General features: G+C 72.1%; 24 protein-coding genes. 10 read left to right on the top strand and 14 right to left on the bottom strand.

From position 1 onward, the window contains the following. Positions 1-47 precede the first annotated feature (47 nt). The 7 genes from ASC77_RS12730 to sfnG all read right to left on the bottom strand — a co-directional run bounded on the left by ASC77_RS12730 (position 48) and on the right by sfnG (position 6762). Positions 48-740: a hypothetical protein gene (locus ASC77_RS12730; RefSeq protein WP_056153074.1), complete on the bottom strand. Its 693-nt coding sequence runs from the start codon at positions 738-740 to the stop codon at positions 48-50. Positions 741-838: 98 nt separating this feature from the next. Then, positions 839-2179, bottom strand: a complete 1341-nt coding sequence (locus ASC77_RS12725; protein ID WP_056153072.1) for a protoporphyrinogen/coproporphyrinogen oxidase — start codon at positions 2177-2179, stop codon at positions 839-841. 26 nt (positions 2180-2205) lie between these two features. After that, a complete protein-coding gene (locus ASC77_RS12720) occupies positions 2206-2700 on the bottom strand; it encodes a flavin reductase family protein (RefSeq protein WP_056153068.1) in 495 nt (164 codons plus the stop codon). Further along, on the bottom strand, positions 2697-3230 hold the full coding sequence (locus ASC77_RS12715; RefSeq protein WP_056153065.1) for an NAD(P)H-dependent oxidoreductase: 534 nt from the start codon (positions 3228-3230) through the stop codon (positions 2697-2699). Before ASC77_RS12715 ends, ASC77_RS12720 begins: the two co-directional genes overlap by 4 nt. After that, positions 3227-4384, bottom strand: a complete 1158-nt coding sequence (locus ASC77_RS12710) for an LLM class flavin-dependent oxidoreductase (RefSeq protein WP_056153062.1) — start codon at positions 4382-4384, stop codon at positions 3227-3229. Before ASC77_RS12710 ends, ASC77_RS12715 begins: the two co-directional genes overlap by 4 nt. A gap of 57 nt (positions 4385-4441) precedes the next feature. After that, entirely contained in the window at positions 4442-5650 is a 1209-nt protein-coding gene (locus ASC77_RS12705) for an SfnB family sulfur acquisition oxidoreductase (protein ID WP_056153059.1), read from the bottom strand. Continuing rightward, positions 5647-6762, bottom strand: coding sequence for a dimethylsulfone monooxygenase SfnG (gene sfnG, locus ASC77_RS12700; RefSeq protein WP_056153056.1), 1116 nt, complete (start codon positions 6760-6762; stop codon positions 5647-5649). Before sfnG ends, ASC77_RS12705 begins: the two co-directional genes overlap by 4 nt. 219 nt (positions 6763-6981) lie before the next feature. Between sfnG and ASC77_RS12695 the strand changes: the two genes are divergently transcribed. Beyond that, positions 6982-7929, top strand: a complete 948-nt coding sequence (locus ASC77_RS12695; protein ID WP_056153055.1) for a LysR family transcriptional regulator — start codon at positions 6982-6984, stop codon at positions 7927-7929. After that, a complete protein-coding gene (locus ASC77_RS12690; protein WP_056153052.1) occupies positions 7926-8900 on the top strand; it encodes a DUF4349 domain-containing protein in 975 nt (324 codons plus the stop codon). The genes ASC77_RS12695 and ASC77_RS12690 overlap by 4 nt, the downstream gene beginning before the upstream one ends. On the opposite strand, the gene hemE is transcribed toward ASC77_RS12690, so the two are convergent. Further along, positions 8857-9900: a uroporphyrinogen decarboxylase gene (gene hemE / locus ASC77_RS12685; RefSeq protein WP_056153049.1), complete on the bottom strand. Its 1044-nt coding sequence runs from the start codon at positions 9898-9900 to the stop codon at positions 8857-8859. The two genes, ASC77_RS12690 and hemE, sit on opposite strands and share 44 nt — an antisense overlap. Positions 9901-9970: 70 nt before the next feature. Here hemE and ASC77_RS12680 point away from each other — a divergent pair, with 70 nt between their 5' ends. The 3 genes from ASC77_RS12680 to ASC77_RS12670 are packed head-to-tail and all read left to right on the top strand — an operon-like array spanning position 9971 to position 12288. Beyond that, the gene (locus ASC77_RS12680) at positions 9971-10609 is read left to right on the top strand and encodes a DUF3000 domain-containing protein (RefSeq protein ID WP_056153046.1); all 639 of its coding nucleotides are present in this window, start codon (positions 9971-9973) and stop codon (positions 10607-10609) included. Positions 10610-10613: 4 nt separating this feature from the next. After that, the gene (locus tag ASC77_RS12675) at positions 10614-11882 is read left to right on the top strand and encodes an HRDC domain-containing protein (RefSeq protein WP_056153044.1); all 1269 of its coding nucleotides are present in this window, start codon (positions 10614-10616) and stop codon (positions 11880-11882) included. Between the two features lie 49 nt (positions 11883-11931). Beyond that, positions 11932-12288 (top strand): YciI family protein, encoded by a 357-nt coding sequence (locus ASC77_RS12670; protein ID WP_056153042.1) that lies wholly within the window; start codon positions 11932-11934, stop codon positions 12286-12288. A gap of 90 nt (positions 12289-12378) precedes the next feature. Here ASC77_RS12670 and ASC77_RS12665 read toward each other — a convergent pair whose 3' ends face one another. The 4 genes from ASC77_RS12665 to hrpA all read right to left on the bottom strand — a co-directional run bounded on the left by ASC77_RS12665 (position 12379) and on the right by hrpA (position 18746). After that, positions 12379-13752 carry an ABC transporter substrate-binding protein gene (locus ASC77_RS12665; protein ID WP_056153039.1) on the bottom strand — a complete coding sequence of 458 codons (1374 nt, stop codon included), beginning with the start codon at positions 13750-13752 and terminating at the stop codon, positions 12379-12381. Positions 13753-13825: 73 nt separating this feature from the next. Beyond that, positions 13826-14260: a type II toxin-antitoxin system PemK/MazF family toxin gene (locus ASC77_RS12660; RefSeq protein ID WP_056153036.1), complete on the bottom strand. Its 435-nt coding sequence runs from the start codon at positions 14258-14260 to the stop codon at positions 13826-13828. 129 nt (positions 14261-14389) lie between these two features. Continuing rightward, positions 14390-14986: a hypothetical protein gene (locus ASC77_RS12655; RefSeq protein ID WP_235547620.1), complete on the bottom strand. Its 597-nt coding sequence runs from the start codon at positions 14984-14986 to the stop codon at positions 14390-14392. A gap of 10 nt (positions 14987-14996) precedes the next feature. Next, on the bottom strand, positions 14997-18746 hold the full coding sequence (hrpA, locus tag ASC77_RS12650) for an ATP-dependent RNA helicase HrpA (protein WP_056153029.1): 3750 nt from the start codon (positions 18744-18746) through the stop codon (positions 14997-14999). A 145-nt stretch (positions 18747-18891) separates the two neighbouring features. On the opposite strand from hrpA, the gene ASC77_RS12645 reads away from it, so the two are divergent. Then, entirely contained in the window at positions 18892-20427 is a 1536-nt protein-coding gene (locus ASC77_RS12645; RefSeq protein ID WP_056153026.1) for an FAD-dependent oxidoreductase, read from the top strand. Here ASC77_RS12645 and ASC77_RS12640 read toward each other — a convergent pair. Beyond that, the gene (locus ASC77_RS12640; RefSeq protein ID WP_056153023.1) at positions 20424-20726 is read right to left on the bottom strand and encodes a hypothetical protein; all 303 of its coding nucleotides are present in this window, start codon (positions 20724-20726) and stop codon (positions 20424-20426) included. The two genes, ASC77_RS12645 and ASC77_RS12640, sit on opposite strands and share 4 nt — an antisense overlap. 117 nt (positions 20727-20843) lie before the next feature. Between ASC77_RS12640 and ASC77_RS12635 the strand changes: the two genes are divergently transcribed. Both ASC77_RS12635 and ASC77_RS12630 read left to right on the top strand, forming a co-directional pair. Next, complete coding sequence (locus tag ASC77_RS12635) at positions 20844-21554, top strand: response regulator transcription factor (protein WP_056153020.1); 711 nt, start codon at positions 20844-20846, stop codon at positions 21552-21554. After that, on the top strand, positions 21551-22996 hold the full coding sequence (locus ASC77_RS12630) for a sensor histidine kinase (RefSeq protein ID WP_056153017.1): 1446 nt from the start codon (positions 21551-21553) through the stop codon (positions 22994-22996). Before ASC77_RS12635 ends, ASC77_RS12630 begins: the two co-directional genes overlap by 4 nt. Here the strand turns inward: ASC77_RS12630 and ASC77_RS12625 are convergent. Further along, positions 22947-23546: a TetR/AcrR family transcriptional regulator gene (locus ASC77_RS12625; RefSeq protein ID WP_235547618.1), complete on the bottom strand. Its 600-nt coding sequence runs from the start codon at positions 23544-23546 to the stop codon at positions 22947-22949. The two genes, ASC77_RS12630 and ASC77_RS12625, sit on opposite strands and share 50 nt — an antisense overlap. 49 nt (positions 23547-23595) lie before the next feature. Between ASC77_RS12625 and ASC77_RS12620 the strand changes: the two genes are divergently transcribed. Together ASC77_RS12620 and ASC77_RS12615 are read left to right on the top strand one after the other, a co-directional pair. After that, complete coding sequence (locus ASC77_RS12620) at positions 23596-25101, top strand: flavin-containing monooxygenase (protein ID WP_056153013.1); 1506 nt, start codon at positions 23596-23598, stop codon at positions 25099-25101. Further along, a complete protein-coding gene (locus ASC77_RS12615) occupies positions 25098-25934 on the top strand; it encodes an SDR family NAD(P)-dependent oxidoreductase (RefSeq protein WP_056153010.1) in 837 nt (278 codons plus the stop codon). Before ASC77_RS12620 ends, ASC77_RS12615 begins: the two co-directional genes overlap by 4 nt. Positions 25935-25936 lie beyond the last annotated feature (2 nt).

Raw genomic sequence — 25936 nt, 5'->3', positions numbered from 1 at the left:
AACGCCCGGAGACCGTGAGGTCCCCGGGCGCCTCGCCCAACGGAGGGCTACTTGGACTGCGTGTCGACGGTGATCGTGGCGATCCCGACGAGCAGTCCGGGCTTCACGGCGTCCGTCTTGAACGTGTCGTTCAGCAGCGGAGCGGCGTCCTCCGAGATCTCGACCTTGGTGCCGGTCAGGATCGCGTCGCTGCCCTCGGTCTTGAGCGGCTGCAGCGTCCGGCCGTCGAGCTGGAAGAGGAACGCGTTGGTGACCGCGGTCTTGCCGTTGACCGTGACGTCGCCGTAGACGCGGGAGACGCCCGGGTCGACGTTGAGGTTGGTCAGCTCGACCTTGGTGCCGCCGGCGGTCAGCGACAGGCCGGAGCCCTCGTGCTGGATCTGGCCGATGACGTACGGCGAGACCTCGCCGGGCTTGAACACGGTCACGTTGCCGCCCGTGATCGGGAAGATCAGCGAGCCGTCCTGGAGCTTCGCGTCACCGACCGTGCCGGGCGTGAGCTTGAGGGTCGTGAGGGCGTCGACGAAGCCCTGGTCCAGCTTGATCGCGGTGGTCTTGCCCTGGAGCGCGTCGATCGCGGCGACCGGCTTCGGCGCCGACTTCGAGGAGCTCGACGACGAGCTGGCACTCGACGAGTCGCTGTCCGAGCTGCTGCACGCGGCGAGCGGGGTGGCGATCAGTGCCGCCAGGGCCAGTGCGGCCAGGCCGCGCTTGGCGGTGAACTTCGTGGTGGTGCTCATGGGAGGCTTCTTCCGTTGAGAGTCTCGTTCTCTTGACGGAAGGGGTTCGCCACCACCGACCCGGCGGATGGGGCGCGGCCCGACCTCACAGGGTCTTCTCAGGAACGGACGGGTGCCCCACCGATCCGAGCGGCCGCCCGGTGCGCGGACGCGATCACCGCGGGGATGCCGACGCCCTCGTAGGCCGCGCCGCAGACGGCGAGGCCGGGTACGGCGTCCACGGCCGCCCGGATCCGTGCCACCCGGCCGAGGTGGCCGACGGCGTACTGCGGCAGACCACCGCCCCAGCGCTGCACGTGCGTGTCGACGGGGGCGACCGAGACGCCGGTGGCGTCGCGCAGGTCGGCCAGCGACCACGCGACGAGCTCCTCGTCGCTCCCCTGGAGGGCGGTCTCCTCGCCGTAGCGGCCGAGCGAGGTGCGCAGCAGGAGCAGCCCGTCGCCCGCTGCGCGCACCCAGCCCCACTTGGCGAACGAGAACGTCGCGGCCTTGATGCGGCGCCGGTCGACCGGCGGCACCAGGAAGCCCGAGGAGTCGGTGCCGGCCAGGTCGGGCACCGACGCAGCGTCGAACGCGAAGGTCACGATAGCCATCGACGCGGACTCGATCCCGGCCAGCTCGGCGGCCGCGACGGGCGCGAGCGCCCCGAGCAGCCGGGCGGTCGGCGCGGCCGGCGTCGCCAGCACCACGGCGTCCGCCGTGACGAGCTCGGGCGCCGTCGTCGGACCAACGGTCAGCGCGAAGCCGGCCTCGGTCGCCACCAGCTCCCGCACCGTCGTGCCGGTGCGGACCTCCAGCCCCTCGGCCAGCCGCTCGGGCAGCTGTCCCATCCCGCCGGGCAGGCCCGCGAAGACGGGCCCGTCGTACGTCGGGGCGGGGGACGCGCCGTCGGCGAGGGTGACCAGCTGGGGCACCGTGGCGCGCACGGACAGCCGGCGCGAGTCGCCCGCGTAGACGCCGCCCAGCAACGGCTCGACCAGGCGGTCGGTGACCTCGGCGCCGTAGCGGGCGTCCACGAGGTCGCCCACGGAGACGTCCTCGTCCACCGGCACGGGCACAGCGACCGCCGAGCGGAACCGCTCCAGCCCGTCCGGCGACAGCACCCCGGACGCGGCGAGCTGGTCGAGGTCGAGCGGGACGCCCATCAGGGAGCGGGGCAGCGGCCGCAGGGCGCCGCGCGTCCAGATCCGCGACGACGCGATCGTCGGGTGCTCGATGGTCAGGCCGAGCGAGCGCGCCAGGTCGACGCCCTCGGGGCGCCGGTTGAGCATCGCCTCGGCGCCGACGTCGACGGTCACGCCCGCGACCGACGTGCGCAGCAGCTTGCCGCCGACGCGGGTGGACGACTCGAGGACGAGCACCTCGTGCCCTGCGCCGACCAGGTCCCGGGCTGCGGTCAGGCCGGCGACGCCGGCTCCCACCACGACCACGCTGACCACGGGTCCACTGTCTCAGACCAGGCCGGTCACCCAGCGAGCCGGCCGAACCCGCTGCGGTGGAAGACCAGCGGCAGCGAGGTGTCAGCGTGCTCGATGGCGTGCAGCTCGAGCAGCACGATCGTGTGGTCCCCCGCCTCCACCTCGCGGTAGATCGAGCAGTCGAAGCGCGCCAGCCCGTCGTCGATCGTGACCGCGCCGTCCTCGCTCGCGCTGACCTCGATGTCGTCGAAGCGGTGCTCGACGGGACCGGCCAGCTGGCGGCAGACGACACCGTGGTGGTCGGCGAGGATGGTGACGCCGAGGTGGTCGGAGCGGCGCAGGTCGGGCCAGGTCTTGGACGTGTTCGCGATCGAGAACTGCACCAGCGGCGGGTCCAGGCTGACCGAGGTGAACGAGCTCGCCGCCAGCCCGACCAGCTCGCCGTCGACCTCCGCGGCCACCGCCACGACGCCGCTGGGGAAGATCCCGAACGCCTCGCGGAGGCGGGTCGGGTCGAGGTCCTGGTTCGTCGTCAGGGTCATGCGGAGACTCCTGTCCTGCTCTCGAGGAGAGCCGTGATCGTGGGGGCCGAGCGCGCCAGCCAGCCGGCGTACGCCGACGGGTCGTCGTACGCCGAGTCGACGACGTAGAGCCCGGGGCTCACGACGGTGCCGCCGATCTCGGTCAGCACCGGGCGCAGCGTCAGCTCCGGCGCCAGGGCGTGGGCCGGGCCGCCGCCGAGCATGAGCGGTACGGCGACGCCGCGCAGCCCGCCCTCCGGGCCCGACGCGAACCGGTCGAGGAAGAGCTTGAGCAGTCCCGTGTAGGTGCCCTTGTAGGTCGGCGACGCGACGACGACCAGGTCGGCGGCCCCGACCTCGGCCACGATCTCGGTGACCATCTCGTCCTGCCAGTCGAGCAGGCGGGCGCCGAGCTGGGCGAGGTCGACGACCAGGTCGGGCTCGCGGCCGGACAGCTCGGAGGCGACGTACGTCGCGGCCTCGAGCGTGCGGCTCTGCGGCTTGGGGTTGCCGACGACGACGGCGACCCTGCTGCCGGACGGGGCGGTCACGACGCGGCCGCCTTCTGGCCGAACGGGACCGACGCCGTCGACGCGACCGGAGCCGGGTGCTCCCAGAGCCCGCGGCGGGTCAGCTCGGGCAGCACACCCTCGCCGAACCGGTAGGACTCCTCCAGGTGCGGGTAGCCGGAGAGCACGAACTCGTCGATGCCGACCGCCTGGTACTGCTCGATCAGGTCGGCGATCTCGGTGTGGCTGCCGACCATCGCGGTCCCGGCGCCGCCGCGGACCAGGCCGACGCCGGCCCAGAGGTTGGGGTGGATCTCCAGGCCGTCCTTGGAGCCGCCGTTCAGCTCGAGCATCCGGGACTGACCGACGGACTCGCTCTGCTTCAGCCCGGACTGCACGCGGGCGATCTCCTCCTCGGAGATGCCGGCGAGCAGCCGGTCCGCCTCCGCCCAGGCCTCCTCGGCGGTGTCCCGGGCGATCGTGTGCAGCCGGATGCCGAACCGGATCTGGTCCTCGCGACCCTCCTCGGCGGCGAGCTTGCGCACCCACTCGACCTTCTCGGCCACGGCGGCCGGCGGCTCGCCCCACGTCAGGTAGACGTCGACGTGCTTGGCCGCGACCCGGCCGGCGGCCGGCGAGGAGCCGCCGAAGTAGATCTCCGGCAGCGGGTCGGGGATCTGGGTCAGGACGGCGTCCTCGACGTGCAGGTGCTCGCCCTCGAAGGTCACCGGCTCACCGGTCCAGAGCCTGCGGACGATGGTGAGGAACTCGTCGCAGCGGGCGTAGCGGCCGTCCTTGTCCAGGAAGTCACCGAACATCCGCTGCTCCTTGCTCTCGCCGCCGGTCACGACGTTGAGCGCCAGGCGGCCTCCGGAGAGGTTCTGGAACGAGCCCGCCATCTGCGCCGCGATGAACGGCGAGGTGAGCCCCGGCCGGAACGCGACCAGGAACTTGAGCCGCTCGGAGACCTGGCTGAGCATCGCGGTCGAGACCCAGGCGTCCTCGCACCAGGCACCGGTCGGGGTCAGCGCGGCCTCGAAGCCGAGCTGCTCGGCGCTGCGGGCGATCTGGCCGAGGTAGGGCACGGAGGCCGGCCGGCCGGCGGCGCCGGCCTCGACGCCGTGGCCGCCGCCGACGACCTGGCGGCCGTCACCGCCGTTGGTGGGCAGGAACCAGTGGAACTTCAGGTTCGACATCTTTCCTCCGTGTTCGGTGGTCGAGTGCCCGCGAGGTACGAGCGGGTGTATCGAGAGTCAGAGCTGGCCGTGGTTGGGGGGCAGCACGCCGTCGACGGCGTACCGCCCGAGGTGCTGGACCTTCCACGCCGCGGGGTCGTGCAGCGTGTGGGTGCGTGCGTTGCGCCAGTGCCGGTCGAGGTTCAGCGAGGCCAGCGCGGACCGCGTGCCGGCGACCTCGAAGAGGCGGCTGCCGACCTCGACCGCGGCGCGGGTGCTGGACGCCCGCGCGGCGGCGACGGCGAGGCTCGCCTCGCCCGCCGTCTGCGCGGACAGGTCGCGGTCGGCCTGCTCGACGGCGAGGCCGCCCTCGGCGAGCAGCGCCTCGGCGGCGCGCACCTCGAGCTCCATCTGCCCGAAGGCGTGCACGACGAGCGGGTCGTCGGCGGCCCGCTCGACACCGGCGTCCGGGTAGGGGCGGCTCGAGGTGGTCACGAACGCCGCGGCGTCGTCGAGCGCCGCCCGCGCGATGCCGACGTCGATCGCGGCGTGCAGCAGCTGCGCGAACGCGCCGTACGTCTGCGGGCCCTCGAAGGTCAGGTGGTACGGCGTGATGCGCGACGCGTGGATGCTCACGTTGCGCAGCCGGACCGTGCCGCTGGCGGTGGTCCGCTGGCCCATGCCGTCCCAGTCGTCGATGACGCTGACGCCGTCGGCGCGGCGGTCGACCCACGCGACGTGCATCGGCCCGCCCTCGCCGAGGTGGGCGAGGACCGGGATCCAGTCCGCGAAGAGGGCGCCGGTGCTGTAGCCCTTCTCGCCGTCGAGCACCCACTGGTCCTCGGACTGCTCGCGCAGCGTCGTCCGGTAGTCCCGGACGTGCTTGGTGCCGACCTCGGACTGCGCGTTGCCGAACCGCTTGCCCTCCAGCGCCTCGCCGAAGAAGAAGGACTGCTGCGCGCGGCTGCCGCGGTGCCGCAGCGCGTTGACGTAGACGAAGTGGCTGTGCGGGATCTGCGCGACGTTGGGGTCGCCGATCGCCAGCAGGCGGAACACCTCCGCCACGGCACCGGCGCCGAGGTCGGCGCCGCCGTACTCCCGCGGCACCGTGATGCCGAGGAGGCCGGAGGCCGAGAGGGCGGCGATCTGCTCGGACGGCAGGATCCGCTGCGCGTCCCGCTCGGCGGCGCCGACGGCCAGCTCGGCCGCCACCGACGCAGCGGTCGAGACCGCCGTCACGGCGTCGAGGACGGGTACGGCGTGGTCGAGCTCGAGTGCGGCACTCATCCGACGCGCTCCAGCTCGGCGGCCTCCAGCTCGCGCACCAGCGGAAGGACGTTGCGCCCGAAGTACTCGACCTCCTCCTGGAAGTGCAGGAAGCCGAGCAGCATCAGGTTGGCCCCGACCTTCTTGTACTCCAGGATCCGCGACGCGACCTGCTCGGGCGTGCCGATCAAGCCGGTGCGGAAGCCGTCGTTGTACTGCACCAGGTCCTTGAAGTCCGAGTCCTGCCACATGCCCTTCTTGTCGCCGGTCGACTGGCCGGCCTGCTTGACCGCGCCGCCGAAGCCCTCCACGGCCTCGACGTCGGCCTTCGCGATGATCTCGTCGAGCACGGCGTGCGCCTCGGCCTCGCTGTCGCGGGCGACCATGAACCCGTTGACGCCGAACTTCACGGTCCGGCCGTGGACGGTGGCGACGTCGCTGACGTCCTGCACCTGCTCGCTGATGCCCTCGGGCGTGTTGCCGTTCATGAAGTACCAGTCCGTGACCCGACCGCCCATGCCGCGGGCGTCGGTCGAGTTGCCGCCCATGAAGATCTCCGGGTGCGCACGTCCGGGCACGTCGACCGGCTTGGGCTTCAGGTCGAAGTCGTGGAGCCGGTAGAAGTCACCGCTCAGCTCAGCGCTGTCGGAGGTCCAGATCTCGCGCAGGTAGCGGATGAACTCCTCCGAGCGGCGGTAGCGCTCCCCGTGCTCGAGCCACGGCTCGCCCAGCTGGGTGAACTCGTCCTTGAACCAGCCGCTGACGACGTTGACGGCCATCCGACCGCCCGTCATCTGGTCGGCGCTCGCGACGAGCTTGGCCAGCACGCCGGGTTGCCAGAGCCCCGGGTGCACGGCGGCGATGACCTTGAGCCGCTCGGTGGCGAGGGCGAGCGCCAGGCTGAAGCTCGTCGACTCGTGCTGGTACGCCGCGCCGTACGACGCCATGTAGCGGACCTGGGAGAGGGCGTACTCGAAGCCGTTGTTCTCGGCGAGCCGGGCCAGCTCGACGTTGTAGTCGTAGCCCCAGTCCGTGCGCTGCTCGATCTTGCTGACGACCAGGCCGCCGCTGACGTTGGGCACCCAGTAGGCGAACTTCAGGGGCTCGCGGACCGGGAGGGGCGATGCAGTCACGGGGACTCCTCTGCTCGACGCTGTCTCTCAACAACTGTATGTCGACTAGATTGCTTGACTATGCCCACCACATGCAAGGTGAAACGACACAGCGGGCGGGTGATTCGGGCGACGGGGCGATAGGCGCTACCTGTCACCGGCTCGTGACCGCGCGTAGGGTGTGGCTCATCTTTGTCAACCAAGTTACTCGACAAACGGATCAGATCAAGAGGAGCCCGAGTGCGCATCGAACAGCTCGAGTACATCGCCGCGGTGACCCAGCACGGGTCGCTGCGGCGGGCCAGCGAGCAGCTGCACATCTCGCAGCCCGCGCTGAGCGAGGCCGTCACGAAGCTCGAGCACGAGCTCGGGGTCACCCTCCTCGACCGGCGGCGCTCGGGGGCCCGGATCAGCCACCGCGGCGGCGAGCTCCAGCCCTACATGGTGGAGGTCCTGGCCGCCGTCGACCGGCTGCGCACCGCTGCAGGGGACCAGCAGGCCGGCCACCCGGTCATCCGGGTCGGCACCGTGAGCACCGCGACCTCGACCCTCCTGGTGCCGGCCGTGCGCGAGTTCCGCGCTGCCCACGGCGACAGCACGGTCGAGGTGCTCAACCTCCAGCAGGCGGAGATCGACCAGGGCCTGCGCGAGGGCTCCCTCGACCTCGGACTGGTCAACACCCTCGCCGGTGACGACCCGCCGACCGACCTGGTCAGCACCACGCTGGTGCACGGTCGCCCGGTGGCCGTGCTGCCCGCCGACCACCCGCTCACGGCGTACGACGAGGTCAGCGCCGACCAGCTGAGGGCGGAGCCGTTCGTGGCGATGCGGGCCGGCTACCTGATGCACCGGTTCGTGCACCGCCTGTTCGGGACCGAGATGCCGTCCGTGTCCTACAGCACCGACGGAGCGGAGCTCGGCAAGCTGATGGTCGCCGAGGGGCTCGGGCCGACGGTGCTCCCGGACTACAGCGTCGCCGGGGACCCGATGGAGCGCGCCGGCCTGATCACCTACCGCCCGCTCGCCGGTGACCGCACCTCGGTCAACCTCGTGCTGCGGCAGCGTCGCCAGCAGCACGTGCCGCGGGCCGTCCGCGACCTCGAGTCGGCGCTGCTGACCCTCGCCCGGGCGCACCGCCCCGGGCGGGCGGGAACCGAACGGGAGCCGGTGACGTCCGAGCGGGCATGACCCAGACACCTGCTCGTCTCCTGGTCCCGACCCTGCTGATCGCCGCGCTCGCCCTCACCGGGTGCTCCGGCGGCGACGGCGACTCCGGGGCGAGCGGGAGCGCCGACGCGGGCGCGCCCGCGGCGAGGGCGCCGGAGCGGAACACCGAGGACTTCGCGGAGCTCGGCGATGCCGCCGGCGGGTCCGACGACGTCGCGGCTGCGCCGGCGAAGGCCGTGCCGGGGAAGGCCGACGTCGCCCCCGACGAGCTCACCGGCCAGGAGCAGGCCCTGATCCGCAAGGGCAACGTCGCGCTGCGCGCCGACGACGTGGGTCGTGCCCAGATCGAGGTCCACAAGGTCGTCGACCGCTACGCCGGTCAGGTCACCGACGAGAAGACGCAGTCCGACGACGACGGCAGCCCGGCGTACACCCGGATGGTGCTGCGGATCCCCTCCGACGACTTCGACCGGGCGATCGAGCAGCTAAAAGGCGTCGCGGAGCTCGAGTCGGCCAACACCAACCAGGACGACGTCACCACCCAGGTGATCGACGTGAAGACCCGCCTGCAGGTGCAGAAGCGCAGCATCGCGCGGATCACCGTCCTCTTCCAGCGGGCCGAGAGCATCCGCGACGTGATGGCGATCGAGTCGGAGCTCTCGCAGCGGCAGGCGGACCTGGAGGCGCTGGAGCAGCAGGCGGCCTACCTCGCGAACCAGACGTCGCTCTCGACGATCGTCGTGAGCATCGACCAGATCCCCGAGAAGAAGAAGCCGGCACCGAAGAAGGACGACGAGACCGGCTTCGTCGCCGGGCTCAGCGCCGGCTGGGGCGCGCTGTCGACCTTCGCGGTCGGCCTGGCGACGGCCGCCGGAGCCCTGCTGCCCTGGCTCGTGGTGGTCGCGATCGTCGGCGTGCCGGTCCTGCTGCTGGTGCGGTCGCGGCGGATCAGCCGAGCGGGTAGGACTGGACGAACTCAGTCAACCGCTTGAGCTGGTCGGGGTCGGTCGACGGCAGCACGCCGTGGCCCAGGTTGAAGACGTGGCCGCGGGCCGCGCGACCTGCCTCGATGACCTCGGCGGCGCGGGCGGTCAGCACGTCGGTCGGGGCGAAGACCAGGGTCGGGTCGAGGTTGCCCTGCACCGCCCGGTCGCCGACCCGGGTGATCGCCTCGTCGAGCGGCGTGCGCCAGTCGACGCCGACGACGTCGGCGCCGGCCTCGCCCATCAGGCCGAGCAGGTTCGACGTACCCACGCCGAAGTGGATGCGCGGGACGCCGAGGGCCCCGGCCCGCTGCAGCACCCGGGCGGAGTGCGGCAGCACGTGCTCGCGGTAGTCGCGCGGGGTGAGCGCGCCGGCCCACGAGTCGAAGAGCTGGACCGCCGAGGCACCCGCCCCGACCTGCACCTCGAGGTAGGCCGCCGAGATGCCGGCGATCTTGCGCATCAGCGCGTCCCAGACGTCCGGGGCGCCGAACATCATCGCCTTGGTCTTCGCGTGGTCCTTGGAGGGACCGCCCTCGACGAGGTACGACGCGACCGTGAACGGGGCGCCCGCGAAGCCGATGAGAGGGGTGCCGCGCAGCTCGGCGACGAGGTTGCCCACGGCGGTGCTGATGAACGGCACGTGCTCGGGCGTCAGGTCCGGGATCGCCGCGACGTCGGCGAGGGTGCGCACCGGCTTCGCGACGACCGGGCCGATGCCGGGCTTGATGTCGAGGTCGACGCCGACCGCCTTGAGCGGCAGCACGATGTCGGAGAAGAAGATGGCCGCGTCGACGCCGTACCGCCGGACGGGCTGGAGGGTGATCTCGACGACCAGGGCCGGGTCCATGCAGGACTCGAGCATGCCGACGCCCTCGCGGATGGCGAGGTACTCCGGCAGCGAGCGACCCGCCTGGCGCATGAACCAGACCGGGGTGTGGGGCACCGCCTCCCCCCGGACGGCCTTCAGGAAGGCGCTGTGCTGGAGGTCGTCGTGCGGGTCGGGCATGAGCGAAGCCTCGCAGGTCAGTCGGCGTGTTCGCACATCGGCAGCGCGTGACCCGACTTACTGTGAGCACATGGTGGTCGGTCAGGAGACACACCCGGCAACGGGTGCGGGCGCGGCTCCGGCCGAGTTCCGCGAGGCCGTGGCCACCATGCACGCTGCCCGCCTGCGCCCGGAGATCCTCTGCGAGGAGATGCCCGCACCGCAGCGGATCGCCCCGTGGGCCTCGGCCCTGTCCGCGGACGTCACCGTCGACGGCGTCGACGTCGGGACCGGCAGGATCATCCTGCTCCACGACCCTGCCGGCAACGAGGCGTGGTCCGGCACCTTCCGCTGCGTGGCCTACGCCCGCGCCGAGGTCGACCTCGAGCTGATCACCGACCCGATGCTGGCGATGGTCGGCTGGACCTGGCTCACCGAGGCGCTCGACGAGCACCACGCGGCGTACGTCGCGGCCTCGGGCACCGTCACCCGGGTCGCGACCGAGAGCTTCGGCGGGATGGCCGACGAGGGCGGCACCGCCCAGATCGAGATCCGCGCGTCCTGGACGCCGGTGACCCCCGAGGACGCTCCCGACCTCGCCCCGCTCGACCTCGCCCCGCACGTCGAGGCGTGGGGAGAGCTGCTCTGCACCTCAGCCGGACTTCCGCCGGTGCCCGACGGCGTGGCAGTGATGCCCAGCCGCCGCGGCCAGCGGGGCGGCGGACTCTGACCCGATGTCCGACGAAGACACTCCCGCTGCCCCTCCCCCACCTCCGCTCCTGACGCTGCGCGACGGCATGCCGCCGCTGGTCGAGACGGCCCCCGCGCTCGCCGAGATGTGCGAGCAGCTCGCCGCCGGCACCGGTCCGGTCGCCATCGACGCCGAGCGCGCGTCCGGCTACCGCTACTCCTCCCGCGCCTACCTGATCCAGCTGCGCCGCGAGGGCGCCGGCTCGTTCATGGTCGACCCGATCGGCTTCGAGTCCCTCGAGCCGCTGCAGGCCGCCCTCGACGGGACCGAGTGGATCCTGCACGCGGCCACCCAGGACCTGCCCTGCCTCAACGAGGTCGGGCTCTACCCGACGGCGCTCTTCGACACCGAGCTGGCCGGCCGCCTGCTCGGCTACCCGCGCGTGGGGCTGGCGACCCTGGTCGAGACGCTCCTCGGCTTCCGGCTCGCGAAGGAGCACTCCGCCGTCGACTGGTCGACCCGCCCGCTGCCGGTGCCGTGGCTCGAGTACGCCGCGCTCGACGTCGAGGTGCTGCTCGAGCTGCGCGAGCTGCTCGCCGCCGAGCTCGTCGAGACCGGCAAGGACGAGTGGGCGCGGCAGGAGTTCGACTACCTGCGCACGTTCGAGCCGGCGGTCCGCATCGACGCGTGGCGGCGTACGTCGGGCGTGCACCGAGTCCGCGGGCGGCGGGCCCTGGCCGCCGTACGCGAGCTCTGGGAGACCCGCAACGAGATCGCCGAGCAGCGCGACGTCACCCCCGGCCGGATCCTTCCGGACGCCGCGATCGTCGTCGCCGCCCAGGCGCTGCCCACCGACCGCGACGCCCTGCTCGCCACCAAGGGCTTCCACGGCCGCGGCGCCGAGCGCTACTCGTCGCGCTGGGTCGCGGCGCTGGCGCGCGCCGCCGAGCTCGACGAGGACCAGCTGCCGACCCGGGCACCGCGCGGCGACGGCCCGCCGCTGCCGCGCGCCTGGGCCGAGAAGGACCCGGTCGCCGCCCGCCGGCTCTCCGTCGCCCGTGAGGCGCTGGCCACGCTCGCCGAGGAGCAGAACCTCCCGGTCGAGAACGTGCTCACCCCCGACTACCTGCGCCGTACCCTCTGGACGCCGCCCGCGACCCGCTCGCCGGAGCTGCTCGCCACCGCCGTCGCCGAGCAGCTCGCCGGGTACGGCGCCCGCCCGTGGCAGATCGACCTCGCCGCCCCGGTCCTCGTCGACGCGATCCTGACCGCCGACGTCGAGCCCGAAGCGCCGCCTGCTGTCGAAGTCTGAGGGTCTCGCCCGTCATCGGGGTGTCACGTCATCGCCGAGAGGAATCACCGTGCCCGACTACGTCGTCCTGTTCCCCGCCGACAGCGAGGCGGACTGGGAGTCCCGCTCCGCCGCGGACCGCCAGGCCACCTTCGACACCGACTACGAGTTCGGCCAGCGTCTCGCCGCCCGCGGCGGTGCCGTGACCGGAGGTGCCGGCCTGACGCCCAGCAGCCAGACGCGCACGATCCGGCGCGGACCCGAGGCGCAGCCGCTCGTGACCGAGGGCCCCTACGTCGAGACCGTCGAGCAGATCTCCGGCTTCTTCATGGTCACCTGCGACGACTACGACGCGCTCGTGGAGGCCGCCGAGGTGCTCGTCCGCGCGCATCCGGTCGTCGAGATCCGGCCGGTCGCGGAGTTCTAGCCGCGCCGCCCGCGCCGTCGCCTGACGTCATACGGATGGAGCAAGCGGTTGCTCCATCCGTATGACGTCCTGGGTCGTCCACGCCCGGTGCTACTCCGAGGACGGCGACTCCGACGGGGAGGCGGAGTCGGAGACGGACTCGGGGTCGAGGACCGGCTTGGACTCGTCGTCGATCTGGGTGGTGAGGGTGTCGAGGTCCAGCACGCCGACGCCGTAGACCAGCTGCTCCAGGCTCGGGGCGACGGCGTCCTCGAGCTCGGGGAGCGTGTCGATGAGGGGCGGCACGGACATCGAGCGGACGCTGGTGTTGAAGAACGCGGCGTGCTCGGGCTTGCGGCCGGGCTCCAGGAAGTCGTCGGACAGCGCGACCTCGACGTTGGCGGGCTGCAGGTAGCCGGTGCTCGCGACCAGGCCGACCCAGTCGGCGGAGATCTCGTGGACCATGAAGTCCGCGGCGAGGCTGGTGCTCGCGGTCTGCGCCGACATGCACAGCGACGTGACGTCGCCGACGGTCGCCGAGCTGTCGAGGCGCGGCATCGGCATCACGTCGAAGTCGAGGTTGCTCTTCTGCCGCAGGATCGGCGTCAGCGACCGGTCGCCGGCGATCATGCCGAGCTTGCCGCGCTGGAACCACGCGACCGCCGACCGCTCGTCGAGCTGCGACTCGTCCAGCGTGACCTGCGGGTTGCGCAGCAGCTCGAGGGTGCGCTCCAGTGCGCCCTTGCTGCTGTCGCTGGAGAACGACAGCGACTTCGGCTGGTCGGGATCGTCGAAGACGGTGCCGCCGCCGGACTGGATGAACGGCGACAGACCCTCGATCGTCGGGTCGATGTGGACGCCCTTCGAGCCGCGCGCCGGTCGGCTGGCGAACTCCGCTGCGGTCGCGAACTGGTCGAAGGACCAGCTGGTCGCGTCCTCGTCGGGCACGTCGAGGCCGCGCGCCCGCATCCGGTCGAAGTTGACCAGCCGCTTGTTGTAGTAGATGACCGTCGGGGTCACGCCGTAGGGCATGCACTGGAGGTGGTCGGCGGTGCTGAACGCCTCGAGGGCCTCGCGCGAGTAGGTGTCACCGAACTGCACGCCCCGGTCGTCGAGGAGCTCGTCGACCGGCTGCGTGTAGGAGTTCTCCAGCAGCCAGGCCAGGTCGCGGCGCGAGGACATGAACACGTCGGGCACGCTGGCGCCCGCCTCGATCGCGGAGCGCATCGCGGCCTGGGTCGGCCAGCTCTGGATCTCGACGTCGATGTGGTCGGGGTCGAGGTTCCAGGCGTCGACGGTGGCCCGGAAGGCCCGCTGCACGTCGCGGGGCCCGACGACACCGAAGGTGAGCTGCTCGGGCGGTGCCGTCGTGGTCGGCGTGGGAGTGGGCGGCGACGGCTCCGAGGAGGAGTCGCTCGTGCAGGCGGCGGTGGTCAGCACCGCCGCGACGGCAACGCACGCCAGCAGTCCCCGACGTACCGACACCTGACCTCCTCAGACCTGCATGCAACGCTCTATCCACACACATGCCCGGGGGGTCACCCGGGCCTCGCCCACCCTATCGACCCAGCGGATGGAAGCGGCGCGCGGCGGCCACCACGCGGTCGAAGGTCGCGCGGTCCAGCGCAGCGCCCTCACGGCGTACGGCGTCGGGCGCGAGCAGGATGAGCCGGTCCAGCCGGACCTCGCTCGGACGACGCCGACGGTCCCAGCCGCCGGTTCCGACGTCCATCCAGTGCCGCCCCCAGTGCGCCTCCTGCGCGGCGTCGCGGTCGTGGTCCTTGCTGGTCAGCATCAGACCCAGGAGCTGGCCACCGTGCGCTCCGATGAGGAGCACCGGCCGGTCCTTGCCCTGCTTCGGATCCTCCTCGAACGGCACCCAGGCCCAGACGACCTCGCCCGGGTCCGGACGACCGTCGGCGCGGGGCGCGTAGGAGATACCACCGGGTGCGGACGTGGCAGGTCGGCGGAAGAGCCGCCGCAGGAGTCGCATGGGGCGAGCCTAGAAGAAGAGGAGTACGCCGGACCGGGAGCGCCTCACGGCGCGTGGCCGCTCGTGGCGGCTAATTTTGGGACCCGGGGCTGCCGCGGTCCGGCGTACTCCTCGCAGAGTCTAACCGGGTCAGGCCAGCCCTTGTTCCAGTTCGAGGTGACCGGCCGCCTCGAGCTGCTCGGAGAGCACCAGCATCCGCTGGACGTCCTCCTCGGTCGAACCACTCAGCGACGCGCGGCCGGTGGCGACCACCCGTGCGAAGGCGGCGGCGCGCAGCAGCACGTCGGCGAAGTCGCTGCCCGCGATGCCACGCAGGACCTCGTCGATCATGGCCTTCAGCTGCTCCGGGCCGGGCGGGTCCGCCACCCCGGCGACGACCCGCGCGACCTGGGCGCTGCGCCGCCCGGCGTCGAACTGCCGCGACACCCCCAGCGGGTCGGCGTACACCCAGGACCGCAGCAGGTAGAGCCGCCAGAGGCAGCCCGCCAGCGAGTCCGCCGGCGACCCCGACCAGACCTCGGCGATCGTCTCGATGCCCTCGGTGTCGGCGAGGTGCAGTAGCCGCTCGGCGACCGCGGCGTCGGCCGCGTCCTTCGTCCCCCGGACGAGCAGCTGGGCGGCGCGGTCGGCCGCCTCGCTCACCAGGGCCGGGTCGGTGCCACCGACGAGCGCCTCGAAGAAGTTGCCGCCCGGCGTCATCGGGCGGTGGTGGGGGCGGGACGTCACGCCCCACAGGTTACGGGGCGAGGCTGCGTCGGATGCGCTGATCGCTGACCGGGTACGGCGTGCCGAGCTGCTGGGCCCACAGCGACACCCGGTACTCCTCCAGCATCCACCGCACCTGCCGCAGGTGCGCGCCGGGCGGCCGGCCGGCGGGCAGCGCGTCGACCTGGTGCAGGTAGGCGTCCTGGAGGTCGGCGACCTGGTCCATCAGCTGGCGGTCCCGGCCGAGCTGGGACTCGAGGCGCTCGCGACGCTGCTCCAGCGCGGCGAGGTAGGTCGGGTAGCGGCTCAGCTGGGCGGCACCGGCCTCGCCGACGAACCCGTCGTGCACCAGCCGCGCGAGCTGGGCACGCATGTCGGTGAGGGCCGGCAGCATCAGCATCTCGGCACGACCGCTCAGCGCCTTCTCGGCCTGCCGCCACGTGCCGAGGACCCGGATGACGTCGGCCATGGTGGCGCGCAGGTGGGCCTCGTGGTCCCGGGCGGCCTCGGCGAGCAGCGCGTCGTACGCCGTCCGGTCGCGCACCACCGGCCGCGCGTCCACGACCGCCTGCACGACGGCAGCCCGGCAGTCCTCGAGCAGCTCGGCCACGCTGGGGTACGGCGAGCCGGCGAGCCCGAGCTTCTCGGCGTTGGTCAGGTCGCGGAGGATCGACGACACCGGCGACGGGACCGCGAGGAGGAGCAGTCGACGGACCCCGAGTCGGTGCCGCGCCTCCTGCTCCTCGGCCGTGCCGAAGACCTGCAGGCCGACCGTCGCGCCCTCGTCGACGAGCGCCGGGAAGACCCGCACCTGGTGGCCGGCGCGCACCTGCTCGAAGGACTCCTCGATGGTGTCGAACGCCCACGTGGTCTCGCCGCTGCGCGCCAGCCCGCTGTCGGTCGCGACCTCGGCGATCGCGGCGGCGAACTGCGGCCGCAGCGGCTCCTTGAGCGCCTCGAGGTCCTTGCCGCGCGCCTGCTCGCGACCGTCCTCGTCGACGACGCGGTACGTCGGGCGCAGGTGCTCGGCGACCTTGGCCCAGTCCCAGGCCTCCCGCGGCACGACGACGCCGGTCGTGGACCGGCACCAGCGCTCCAGGGCGTCGAGGAGCGGCTCCTCACCGGGCGGTACCGCAGCCAGGAACTCCCGCGCCTTGTTGGGCGCCGGCACGAACGTGACCCGCAGGTTCTTGGGCAGGCTGCGGATCAGGCTGGTGACCAGCTCCTCGCGCAGGCCGGGCACGTTCCAGGAGAAGTCGTCGGCCTCGACCCGGTTGAGCGTCGCGACCGGCACGTCGATGGTCATTCCGTCGTCGGCGGCGCCGGGCTCGAAGTGGTAGCTGATCGGGAAGGTGAGGCCCTCCGATGCCCACTGCTCCGGGTAGTCGGCGGCGGACACCTCGTCGGCGCTGTCGTGCGTGAGCATCGCCAGGTCGAAGGTGAGCAGGTCCGGACGCTCGCGGCGCTCCTGCTTCCACCACTGGTCGAAGTGCGCGCCACTCACGACGGCCGGCCCGACGCGCGCGTCGTAGAAGTCGAAGAGCGTGTGCTCGTCGACGACGATGTCGCGCCGCCGAGCACGGTGCTCGAGCTCCTCGGCCTCCTCGAGCAGCCGGCGGTTGGTCTCCATGAAACGGTGCCTCGTGTGCCACTCGCCGTACACCAGCGCGTGCCGGATGAAGAGCTCCCGCGAGAGCGGCACGTCGACCTTGCCGTAGGACACGAGACGGTCGGCGACCAGCGGTACGCCGTACAGCGTGACGCGCTCGTGCGCCAGCACGGCCGCACGCTTCTTGCTCCAGTGCGGCTCGGAGTAGGTGCGCTTCGCGAGGTCGCCGGCGAGCCGCTCGGCCCACTCGGGCTTGATCGCGGCGTTCTGGCGCGCCCAGAGCCGGCTGGTCTCGACGAGCTCGCCGGCCATCAGGAACTGGGGCTGCTTCCTGGCCAGGCCGCTGCCCGGGAAGATCGCGAACCTGGCGCCGCGGGCGCCGAGGTACTCGCGCATCGGCCGACGGCCCCCGGCCTTCTCCTTCTCGCGCTCCTCGAGCAGGCCGATGTGCGAGAGCAGCCCCGACAGCAGCGCCTGGTGGATCCCGTCGCTGTCGGGGTTGTCCGCGGGGTGACCGACCTGGATCTTCATCTCCTTGCAGACCTGGCGCAGCTGGGACTCGAAGTCCTGCCACTCGCGGACCCTCAGGTAGTTGAGGAACTCGCGCTTGCACATCCGGCGGAACGCCGAGGAGGAGAGCTCCTTCTGCTGCTCCTTGATGTAGCGCCAGAGGTTGAGCCAGGTCAGGAAGTCGCTGCCCTCTGCCTTGTAGCGCGCGTGCAGCTGGTCGGCCTGCGCCTGCTCCTTCGGGCGGTCGGCGCCGGGCCGCTCGCGCGGGTCCTGCAGCGACAGCGCGGCGGCGATCACGATGACCTCGCGCACGCAGCCGAGCCGCTCGGCCTCGAGGATCATCCGCGCGAGCCGCGGGTCGATCGGCAGCCGGGCGAGCCGACGGCCCAGCCTCGTCAGCCGGGCGTCCTGCGTCGAGAGCGCCCCGAGCTCCTCCAGGAGCTGCACGCCGGCGGAGACGTTGCGCTTGTCCGGCGGCTCGACGAACGGGAAGCGCGCGATGTCCCCCAGCCCGAGGCTGGCCATCTGCAGGATCACGCTCGCGAGGTTGGTGCGCAGGATCTCGGGGTCGGTGAACTCCGGACGGCCCTCGAAGTCCTCCTCCGAGTACAGGCGTACGGCGATGCCCGCCTCGACGCGGCCGCACCGGCCCGAGCGCTGGTTGGCGGAGGCCTGGCTGATCGGCTCGATCGGCAGCCGCTGCACCTTGGTGCGCACCGAGTAGCGGCTGATCCGGGCGACGCCGGTGTCCACGACGTATCGGATGCCCGGGACGGTCAGCGAGGTCTCGGCGACGTTGGTGGCGAGCACGACGCGGCGTACGGCGTTGCCGTGCGAGCTGAAGACCCGGTGCTGCTCCGCGGCGGTGAGCCGCGAGTAGAGCGGGAGGATCTCCGTGCGGGGCAGGTCCTGCAGCGCGTCTGCGGTGTCGCGGATCTCGCGCTCACCGGGGAGGAAGACCAGGATGTCGCCCGGCCCCTCGGCCGAGAGCTCCGTGACCGCGTCGACGATGGCCTCGGTCTGGTCGCGGACGATCGGCTCACCCTCGTCGTCGTTCTCCGGGAGCTCCATGAGAGGTCGGTAGCGGACCTCGACCGGGTACGTGCGCCCCGACACCTCGACCACCGGTGCGTCGAAGTGCTTCGCGAAGCGGTCCACGTCGATCGTCGCGGACGTGATGATCAGCTTGAGGTCCGGCCGGCGTGGCAGCAGCCGTTTGAGGTAGCCGAGCAGGAAGTCGATGTTGAGGCTGCGCTCGTGCGCCTCGTCGATGATGATCGTGTCGTACTTGCGCAGCTGCCGGTCGCGCTGGAGCTCGGCGAGCAGGATGCCGTCGGTCATCAGCTTGACCCGGCTGCTCTTCGAGGTGCGGTCGGTGAAGCGGACCTGGTAGCCGACCAGGTCGCCGAGCTCGGTGCCGAGCTCGCTGGCGATCCGCTCCGCGACCGAGCGTGCCGCGATCCGGCGCGGCTGCGTGTGGCCGATCAGGCCCGCCGTGCCGCGACCGAGCTCGAGGCAGATCTTGGGCAGCTGGGTGGTCTTCCCCGACCCGGTCTCCCCCGCGATGATCACGACCTGGTGCTCGCGGATCGCCTCGGCGATGTCGTCGCGACGCTGGGTGACCGGCAGCTCCGGCGGATACGTGATCTGGAGCTCGGTCATGACTGGACCATTGTGCCGGGTGGCGTCGAGGTGGTTTCGAGACAGGCGCCAGGGCGCCTTCCTCAACCACCGTCGTCGGTGGTTGAGGAAGGACGAAGTCCTGTCTCGAAACCACCCAACTGAAACCTGTTCTAGTATCGCGCTCATGACCGAGGCTCAGGTGTACGACGTCGTGGTGGTCGGCTCGGGGGGCGGGGCCATGACCGGCGCCTTCCTCGCCCAGCGGGCCGGGCTGTCGACCGTGGTGGTCGAGAAGACCCCGCTCGTGGGCGGCACCTCGGCGTACTCCGGCGGCGCCTGCTGGCTGCCCGGCAGCCAGGTGCAGCAGCGGGCCGGGATCAGCGACTCGACCGACGGCGCCCGCGCCTACCTCGAGGCCGTGCTCGCCGACCCCGACTGGACGCCGGACCAGGAGCGGGTCGAGGCGTTCCTGACGCACTCCCCCGAGCTGGTGGCCGAGCTCGAGGAGGCCGGCATCCCCTTCGAGTGGCTGCCGTTCTCGGAGTACTACGACGCGCCGGGTCGGGTGGCCATGGGCCGCTCCATCCAGCCGACCAGCATCAAGCGCGGCGACCTGACGCCCGAGGTCGCGGCGCTGGTCCGGCCGCCCGTCGAGCGCGACCGCGCCGGCGAGGGTGGCCGCAACACGCTGTCCGGCGGGCAGGCGCTGATCGCCCGGCTGCTCGAGGGGTTCGTGGGCGCGGGCGGGACCGTGCTGACCGACCTGCCGATGACCGGTCTGGTCCTGGACGGCGACGGCACCGACACCAGGGTCGCCGGCGTCGCGGCGATGACGCCCGAGGGTCCGGTCGAGATCCGGGCCCGGCGGGGCGTGCTGATCGCGGCCGGCGGCTTCGAGGGCAACGCCGAGGAGCGAGCGTCGCACGGCGTCCCCGGTGATGTCTCCTGGACCATGGCGCCCCGAGGCACCAACACCGGCGAGCCGATCGCGGCCGGCGTCGCGATCGGTGCGGCCGCCGACTACCGCGGCGTTGGCTGGTTCTGCCCCGGCCTGGAGCAGCCCGACGGCGGCGGCTCGTTCACGCTGGGCTTCCGGTCCGGGCTGATGGTCGACGCGACCGGCAACCGGTACGCGAACGAGGCCCTGCCCTACGACCGGTTCGGCCGGATCATGGCCGAGGCAGCCCAGGGATCGGCAGGCCGGATCCCGTCCTGGTTCGTCTTCGACTCCCGTGAGGGCGGACGGCTCCCCGCGATCGCGATGCCCGAGGGCGACCCGGCCGAGCACCTCGCCGCCGGCACCTGGGTGCAGGCCGACACGATCGGCGAGCTGGCCGAGCGGATCGGCGTACCCGCCGACGCGCTGGTCGCCAGCGTCGAGCGCTTCAACGGCTTCTGCGCGTCCGGCGTCGACGAGGACTTCGGCCGCGGCCAGGACGAGTACGACTCGTTCTTCACCGGCGGGGCGGCGCCGGCACCGTGCGACCAGGCGCCGTTCTACGCCGCCCGGTTCGTGCTGTCGGACCTCGGCACCAAGGGCGGCCTCGTCACCGACAGCGCCGGCCGGGTGCTCCGCGAGGACGGGTCGGCGATCGCCGGGCTCTACGCATCCAGCAACAGCGCGGCGTCGGTCTTCGGTCCGCGCTACCCGGGACCGGGCGCCCCGCTCGGCTCGGCGATGGTGTTCGCGTCGCTGGCCGTGCGGGACCTCCTGGCCTAGCCGTTGCTGGGCGGCTGGGGCTGCTGTCCGTTGCCGGGGCCGCCCTGCTGGAACTGCTGACCCGGGCCACCCTGACGGGTGCCGAAGTCGGGTCGGCCGCCGTCGGAGTCCGAGTGCACGGCGTACCCGATGATGCCGCCGGCGAGGCCGCCGATCAGCAGGGCGGCAGCGGCGACGGCGCCGACGACCGGGAGGCCGAGGGTACGGCGCACCTTCGGCTCGGCGGGAGGGGCCGGCTCGGCGAGCGGGGGCGGCGGCGGGGTCGGGAGGGTCGCGGTCGGGTCGTGCGCATCGTTCATGGGGCGACCCTCCCGCCCGGACCTGTGCTGAACCTGTGCCCGAGCGATGAGCAGCACCTGAGATCAGCACAGGACGCTCACAGGAAAGGCACAGGTACTGTCGGCAAGGTGTCAGCCATGGACCTGACCCGACCGGACGGCACCCCCCTGCGCGTGCTCGTCGTCGACGACGAGGTGAACATCGCCGAGCTGGTGTCGATGGCACTGCGCTACGAGGGCTGGGACGTGCGTGCCGCGCACACCGGCTCCAAGGCGGTCGCGGCGGCGAAGGAGCTCAAGCCCGACGCCGTGGTGCTCGACATGATGCTGCCGGACTTCGACGGCCTCGAGGTGCTGCGCCGGATGCGCGCCACCCAGCCCGACCTGCCGGTGGTGTTCCTGACCGCCCGCGACGCGGTCGAGGACCGGATCGCCGGTCTCACGGCCGGCGGCGACGACTACGTGACGAAGCCGTTCTCCCTGGAGGAGCTTGTCGCCCGGCTGCGCGCCCTGATGCGCCGCGCCGGCGCCCAGCAGGCCGTCACGTCGTCGGTCCTCACCGTCGGCGACCTCGAGCTCGACGAGGACAGCCACGAGGTACGCCGCGGCGGCCAGGACGTCATGCTGACCGCGACCGAGTTCGAGCTGCTCCGCTTCTTGATGCGCAACCCGCGGCGGGTTCTGAGCAAGGCCCAGATCCTCGACCGCGTCTGGAACTACGACTTCGGCGGCCAGGCGAACGTGGTCGAGCTCTACATCTCCTACCTGCGCAAGAAGATCGACGCCGGCCACGAGCCGATGATCCACACGATGCGCGGCGCCGGGTACGTGCTCAAGCCGGCATCGTGATCAGGGTCCGCGACCAGCTGCGGTCGCTCACGTCGCGCCTGGTCCTGACGACCATCACCCTGGTGCTGCTGGTCTCGGTCCTGATCGGCACAGCCACGACCTTCGCCGTGAGCAGCTACCTGACGCGTCAGCTGGATTCCGACGTGCACGCGGCCTTCCGCCAGGTGACGCGGCCCAGCGGGCCTCCAGGCTCGGGCTTCGACGTCGGCAACCAGGCGCCCGGGACCCTCATCGCCGTCGTGGGCGACACGTCGCAGGGCGAGATCATCAGTGGCGAGCGCGGGGCGGCGCCCACCTCCCTCTCGAGCGCGACTCTGGACGATCTCGACGCGGTGCCGACGGACCAAGAGGTGCATCAGGTCGAGGTCGACGGCGCGTCCTACCGCGTCGTGGCCGCGGAACTCACTACGAGCACCCTGATCGTTGGCCTGCCGACCGAGGACGTCGACGACGTCGTCTCCAACCTGATCCGGTGGGAGATCGTGCTCGCCCTGGTCGCGGTGGCAGGAGCCGGCGCCGCCGCGCTGGTCGTCGTACGCCGTCAGCTGCGGCCGCTGCGAGAAGTGGCCGCGACCGCGCACGCCGTGTCGGAGCTGCCGTTGGCGGAGGGCGACATCGACCTGACCGAGCGGGTGCCCGACCACCTCACCGACGAGCGCACCGAGGTCGGCCAGGTGGGCTCGGCGCTCAACACGCTCCTCGAGCACGTCGAGACCTCGCTGGCGGCGCGGCACCGCAGCGAGCAGCAGGTGCGCCAGTTCGTGGCCGACGCCTCCCACGAGCTGCGCACCCCGCTGGCGACGATCGCCGGCTACACCGAGCTCGCCCGGCAGCGACCCGACGACCCCGCGATGCTCGGCACCGCCCTCGACAAGGTCGAGGAGGAGTCGGACCGGATGACGTCGCTGGTCGAGGACCTGCTGCTGCTGGCCCGCCTCGACGCCGGCCGGCCGCTCGAGCGCGAGCCCGTCGACCTGACGCGGCTGCTGGTCGAGGCGGTCTCGGACGCCCGCGTCATCGACGCCGGGCACCGGTGGCGGGTCGACCTGCCCGACGACCTGGTCGACTCCCCCGCGCTCGTCGTCGGCGACGAGCTCCGGCTGCACCAGGTGGTCACCAACCTGCTGACCAACGCCCGGAAGTACACCCCGGCCGGCACCACGGTGACCGTCACCGTGCGGCGCGACGGCTTCGCGGTGCACGACGACGGTCCCGGCTTCGCCCCGGACCTCGTCGACCACGCGTTCGAGCGGTTCGCCCGCGGCGACGCGGCGCGGACCCGCGGTCAGGAGGTCGGCGTCGGCCTCGGCCTCTCGCTCGTCGACGCGATCATCAGTGCGCACCGCGGCCGGGTCACGCTGCGGTCCGTCCCGGGTGACACCACGATCGACGTCAGTCTGCCGGGAGCACCGCCACCACCGCGGGCAACGACTCCACGATGATCGCGACCAGGTCGTCGCGGCCGATGTCGTGCGGGTCGTCGATCCAGGCGAGCACGAGCTCCTCGGTCATCGCGGACCAGCCGCGGACCACGAGCCGCGCGAGCGGGGTGTCGGTGAGGATCTGGCCCGCGGTGTCCTCACGGAAGATCCGGCCGTTGAGCGCGGAGCGGGCGTCCTCGTAGATCGCCCGCAGGCTCTCGTTGCCGCCGGCCGCTGCCTTCACCAGCGAGACGTAGCCCTCGTGGTTGTCGATCACGTAGTCGACGTACGCCGTGACCGAGGCCAGCAGCCGCTCCATCGGCTCGCCGCCGGTCGGCGGGGTGGTCTGCGCGATCAGGTCGTCGGCCGCGTGCCGGACAACGGCCTCGTGGAACGCCTGCTTGCTGCCGAAGTAGTGGTAGAGCAGGCCCCGGGAGATGCCGGCCTCCTCGGCCAGCAGGTCGATCGACAGCTCGTCGAGCGATCGGTGCGCCAGCAGCCGGACGCCGAGGTCGAGCAGCTGCTCGCGGCGCTGCTCGGGCGAGAGCCGGGTGCGCGGGGTGGTCGTCACGATCCTCACTCTATTGACGCTCGTTCAATAACGGAAGTACGGTCGGGGCATGAGTGTCCAGCACGTCGACCATCTCATCGTCGGCGCCGGGTTCGCGGGACTGTGCGCCGCGATCAAGCTCCAGGAGGACGGCGAGCGCGACTACCTGGTGGTCGAGAAGGCCTCCGACGTCGGCGGCACCTGGCGCGACAACACCTACCCGGGCGCGGCCTGTGACGTGCCCAGCCAGCTCTACTCGTTCTCGTTCGCGCCCAACCCGGAGTGGAGCAGCTCCTACTCCCCCGGCCCGGAGATCCAGGACTACATCCGAGGCGTCGCGGAGCGGTCCGGCACCCTCGACCGCTTCGTCTTCGACACCAGCTTCGACGACGCCACGTGGGACGAGGCGGCCGCACGCTGGACGGTGCAGGTCACCGGTCCGCAGGGTACGCGCACCCTCACCGCCACGACCCTGATCCTCGGCGCCGGCGGGCTCTCCGAGCCCAAGCTGCCGGACATCGAGGGCATCGAGGACTTCCAGGGCCACCTCTTCCACTCGGCGCGCTGGGACCACTCCGTCGACCTGACCGGCAAGCGGGTCGCCGTGATCGGTACCGGCGCCTCGGCGATCCAGATCGTCCCGGAGATGCAGGCGGTGGCGGGGCACCTCGACGTCTACCAGCGCACCGCCCCGTGGGTGATCCCTCGCAACGACCGGGTGTACGGCGGGCTCGAGCGCGAGGCGCTGCGACGTCTGCCGGCGCTCGGCCGGCTCTACCGCACCGGCATCTACTGGGCCCACGAGGGCTACGTGCCGGCGTTCACCATCGAGCCGAAGTTCGCGGCGCCGGCCAAGAAGGCCGCGGCCGCCAACATCGCCAAGGGGATCAAGGACCCCGCGCTGCGCGCCAAGGTCACGCCGTACTTCGAGTTCGGCTGCAAGCGCGTGCTGCGGTCCAACACGTACTACCCCGCGCTCGCGGCCGACAACACCGAGCTGGTCACCGAGCGGATCGCGAAGGTCACCGGCGACGCGGTCGTCACCTCCGACGGCGTCGAGCGGCCCGTCGACGTGCTGGTCGTCGCCACCGGCTTCTACACGACCGAGCTGCCGGTCACCGAGCACATCACCGGCGTCGCGGGCCGAACCCTCGCTGACGTCTGGCGTGAGACCGGCATGGCGGCGTACAAGGGCACGACCGTGCCGGGGTTCCCCAACCTCTTCATGCTGGTCGGTCCCAACACCGGCCAGGGCCACACCAGCATGGTCTTCATCATCGAGTCCCAGGTCGCCTACGTGCGCGACGCGATCCGCACCATGAGCGACCGCGGCTGGGCATCCGTCGAGCCGCGTCCGCAGGCCACGCGTCGGTGGAACGCCGACCTCCAGCGCCGGATGAAGCGCACCGTGTGGACCCGCGGCGGCTGCTCGAGCTGGTACCTCGACGAGCACGGCCGCAACACGACGCTGTGGCCGAAGTCCACGATCACCTTCCGGCGTCAGCTCGCGAGCTTCGACGCCGACGCCTACGACGTACGCCGCCCGACGACCACCCGAGAGGACGTCCTCGCATGAAGAACCTCGACTCCAAGGTCGCCGTGATCACCGGCGCCGGCTCCGGCATCGGCCGCGCCCTCGCGCTCGACCTCGCCGGCCGGGGTGCCCGGCTGGCGCTCTCCGACGTCGACGACCGGGGGCTCGCCGAGACGGTCGACCTGGTCAAGAACGCCGGCGCGCGCGAGGTGCGCTCCGACCACCTCGACGTGGCCGACCGGGCCGCGTTCGCGGCGTACGCCGAGCAGGTCGTCGAGCACTTCGGGCAGGTCGACCTGGTCGTCAACAACGCGGGCGTCGCGCTCGCCGGTGACCTGGTCGACCTCGAGTACCCCGACATGGACTGGATCATGGGCATCAACTTCTGGGGTGTCGTCCACGGCACCAAGGAGTTCCTGCCGCACCTGATCGCCTCCGGCGACGGCCATCTGGTCAACATCTCGTCGCTCTTCGGGCTGGTCTCGATGCCCGGCCAGAGCATGTACAACGCGGCGAAGTACGCCGTCCGCGGCCTCTCCGAGGCGGTGCGCGAGGAGATGCTGGTCGCCGGTCACCCGGTCGGCGTGACCGTCGTGCACCCGGGCGGCATCAAGACCGCGATCGCCCGCAGCGCCCGCTACTCCGACAAGGAGGACGGCGCCGAGAGCGCGAGGTTCTTCGACGCCAAGCTCGCCCGGATGGAGCCCGAGCGCGCCGCCGAGATCATCCTCAAGGGCGTGGAGACCGACAAGGCCCGCGTGCTGGTCGGGATCGACGCCCACGCCGTCCACCAGATCGCGAAGCTGCTCGGCTCCCGCTACCAGGACGTCGTCGCCAACCGCGCCAAGAAGCTCGCGCCGACGAAGGTCGTCTGACC

The organism is Nocardioides sp. Root1257, assembly GCF_001425175.1.
Classification (GTDB): domain Bacteria; phylum Actinomycetota; class Actinomycetes; order Propionibacteriales; family Nocardioidaceae; genus Nocardioides.
This window is presented reverse-complemented; position numbering and strand designations above follow the sequence as displayed.

Excerpts from the sequence above, each read along its gene's own strand:
- ASC77_RS12675 (WP_056153044.1), top strand. The coding sequence starts at position 10,614 with ATGTCCGACGAAGACACTCCCGCTGCCCCTCCCCCACCTCCGCTCCTG.
- ASC77_RS12720 (WP_056153068.1), bottom strand. The coding sequence starts at position 2,700 with ATGACCCTGACGACGAACCAGGACCTCGACCCGACCCGCCTCCGCGAG.
- ASC77_RS12615 (WP_056153010.1), top strand. The coding sequence starts at position 25,098 with ATGAAGAACCTCGACTCCAAGGTCGCCGTGATCACCGGCGCCGGCTCC.
- ASC77_RS12705 (WP_056153059.1), bottom strand. The coding sequence starts at position 5,650 with ATGAGTGCCGCACTCGAGCTCGACCACGCCGTACCCGTCCTCGACGCC.
- ASC77_RS12710 (WP_056153062.1), bottom strand. The coding sequence starts at position 4,384 with ATGTCGAACCTGAAGTTCCACTGGTTCCTGCCCACCAACGGCGGTGAC.
- ASC77_RS12620 (WP_056153013.1), top strand. The coding sequence starts at position 23,596 with ATGAGTGTCCAGCACGTCGACCATCTCATCGTCGGCGCCGGGTTCGCG.
- hrpA (WP_056153029.1), bottom strand. The coding sequence starts at position 18,746 with ATGACCGAGCTCCAGATCACGTATCCGCCGGAGCTGCCGGTCACCCAG.
- ASC77_RS12680 (WP_056153046.1), top strand. The coding sequence starts at position 9,971 with ATGGTGGTCGGTCAGGAGACACACCCGGCAACGGGTGCGGGCGCGGCT.
- ASC77_RS12730 (WP_056153074.1), bottom strand. The coding sequence starts at position 740 with ATGAGCACCACCACGAAGTTCACCGCCAAGCGCGGCCTGGCCGCACTG.
- ASC77_RS12660 (WP_056153036.1), bottom strand. The coding sequence starts at position 14,260 with ATGCGACTCCTGCGGCGGCTCTTCCGCCGACCTGCCACGTCCGCACCC.
- ASC77_RS12645 (WP_056153026.1), top strand. The coding sequence starts at position 18,892 with ATGACCGAGGCTCAGGTGTACGACGTCGTGGTGGTCGGCTCGGGGGGC.
- hemE (WP_056153049.1), bottom strand. The coding sequence starts at position 9,900 with ATGCCCGACCCGCACGACGACCTCCAGCACAGCGCCTTCCTGAAGGCC.
- ASC77_RS12690 (WP_056153052.1), top strand. The coding sequence starts at position 7,926 with ATGACCCAGACACCTGCTCGTCTCCTGGTCCCGACCCTGCTGATCGCC.
- ASC77_RS12635 (WP_056153020.1), top strand. The coding sequence starts at position 20,844 with ATGGACCTGACCCGACCGGACGGCACCCCCCTGCGCGTGCTCGTCGTC.
- ASC77_RS12640 (WP_056153023.1), bottom strand. The coding sequence starts at position 20,726 with ATGAACGATGCGCACGACCCGACCGCGACCCTCCCGACCCCGCCGCCG.